This is a genomic window from Streptomyces sparsus (assembly GCF_054776295.1).
On the sequence record NZ_BAAHCA010000001.1, the window covers coordinates 1 to 2,351 of the forward strand.

The 2,351-nt window shown below is 68.4% G+C and carries 1 protein-coding gene; it reads left to right on the forward strand.

Annotated elements, in window-relative coordinates:
* Positions 1-979 precede the first annotated feature (979 nt).
* The gene (locus ACYVE9_RS00005) at positions 980-2,287 is read left to right on the forward strand and encodes an endo-1,4-beta-xylanase (RefSeq protein WP_461025615.1); all 1,308 of its coding nucleotides are present in this window, start codon (positions 980-982) and stop codon (positions 2,285-2,287) included.
* Positions 2,288-2,351 lie beyond the last annotated feature (64 nt).

Sequence of the window (2,351 nt, forward strand, 5' to 3'; positions counted from 1 at the left end):
GCGCTCCGGGGCCCGCCCTGTCGGCGCAGGGAAGGAGGGCGGACCCCGGAGCGTGCCGGTGCGTGTCGGGCCGGGTGACGCGGTCAGCCGTCGTGGGTCGGACGACGCCGATCGTGATGCCGGCCCGACATCGCGGGTCGGGTGACGGAACAGGCGGTGCGGGCGGTGCCGTTCGGGGTGGGACCGGCCGGGGTGCTGAAGGTGCCGCTGTGGGTGAACTGGTGGGGGGTGGGGGTACCGGCGTGCGTGGGGAGCCCGGTGCTGCACTGGTTGCGGGCAGCGCTCCCGCCTCCCCACGAGTGGGAGCGCTCCCACTCGTGCGCTTCGTTCTGGAATGTAGGAGCCATCGGTGCCGACGACAACCCTGCGAACGGAGATTCGTCGACGGGTTCTCCGAAGGCGCAGCTCAGCGCCTCGACTTTCCGGGAATTCCCCAATGGGCTCGGTCATGCGCGGAGTTGGAAGCGTCCTGACACCAGACGCGTCCGGACGGGCGCTCCCCAGGGGACGGGTGGCCATGAGCCGGGATCCGTCTCCGCACACGGGCCGGCTCGCGCGGCACGGACCCCCGGCACCGACCCCCGGCACTGACTCAGGCGCCGACCTCCAGCACCGACTTCCGGAAGCCATTCGAGAACTCTCGCCACTGCTGCGATGCCTGGGTGAATTACAGAACATCCTGTACCGCACCAAACCGGTGACTAGCGCCGCTCGCGGAGACCCCATAGGGCCGCAGTTACCGGAAAAATTCCGGAAGGAAGCGTTGACGCCGACCCGCTTCAGGCAAATACTCCACAGCTATCGCTGCCGCTCGCCAGCCGGATGGGGCGTTCCCGCGGAACCGCGAACGGCATCCACCACGTCCGGACGGAGCTGATCTCCGTCGCGGCCTGGGAAGGAAGGGTCAGTTATGCCCAACCATTCGTTAGACAGGCGTGAGCCCCCCAGATGGCGAGCGCTCGGCCGCAAGGCACTGATGATGGGTGCGGTCGGCGTGCTCGCCGCGACCGGCGTCGTCGCCATGCCCGGTACCGCCAGCGCCGCCTCCACACTGGCCGGCGCCGCGGCGGAGCAGGGCCGGTACTTCGGTGCGGCGGTCTCCGCCAGCCAGCTCAACGAGCCGGACTACATGTCCAGGCTGAACGGCGAGTTCAACAGCCTGACGGCCGAGAACGAGATGAAGTGGGACGCCCTGGAGCCCTCCCGCAACTCGTTCAACTTCGGCACCGCCGACCGGATCGTCAATCACGGACAGAGCAGGAACATGTCCGTCCGCGGCCACACTCTTGTGTGGCACTCCCAACTGCCGGGCTGGGTGGGCAGTCTCGGCGCGAACGACCTGCGTTCGGCGATGAACAACCACGTCACCACCGTGATGCAGCACTACCGCGGCAAGATCCACTCCTGGGACGTCGTCAACGAGGCCTTCCAGGACGGCAACAGCGGCGCCAGGCGCAGCTCCCCGTTCCAGGACAAGCTCGGCAACGGCTGGATCGAGGAGTCGTTCCGCACCGCACGTGCCGCCGACCCCGGTGCCAAGCTCTGCTACAACGACTACAACACCGACGGAATCAACGCCAAGAGCAATGCCGTGTACAACATGGTGCGCGACTTCAAGCAGCGCGGCGTGCCCATCGACTGCGTCGGCTTCCAGTCGCACTTCAACAGCAACTCGCCGGTCCCCGGCGACTACCAGCAGAACCTGCAGCGCTTCGCGGACCTCGGCGTCGAGGTGCAGATCACCGAGCTGGACATCGAGGGCTCCGGCACCGCCCAGGCCAACGACTACCGCCGCGTCGTGGAGGCGTGCCTCGCCGTCTCCCGCTGCACCGGCATCACGGTCTGGGGCGTGACCGACAAGTACTCGTGGCGCAGCGGCGGCACTCCGCTGCTGTTCGACGGTGACTACAACAAGAAGCCCGCCTACCACGCGGTGCTGGCGGCGCTGGGCGGTTCCGGCGACGGCGGCGGTGGCGGTGACGCCTCCTGCACCGTCTCCTACGAACAGACCGACCGCTGGGGCGACCGGTTCAACGGCAGGGTGACAGTCCGGGCCGGCAACTCGGCGATCAGCGGCTGGCGCGTGGACGTGACCGTGCGCTCCCCGCAGAAGATCTCCGCGACCTGGAACGGCAGTCCCACCTGGGACGGCAGCGGGAACGTGATGACGATGAGGCCCAACGGCAACGGCAACCTGTCCGCCGGGGCATCGACCAGCTTCGGCTTCACGGTCATGGCGAACAACAACTGGGCGGCTCCGTCCATCGGAGCGTGCTCGGCCTCCTGACGGGGCAGGCACTCGACCGGCCCGTGATCTGTGCACGTGCGGCGTGGCGGCCGGAAGTCCGCCA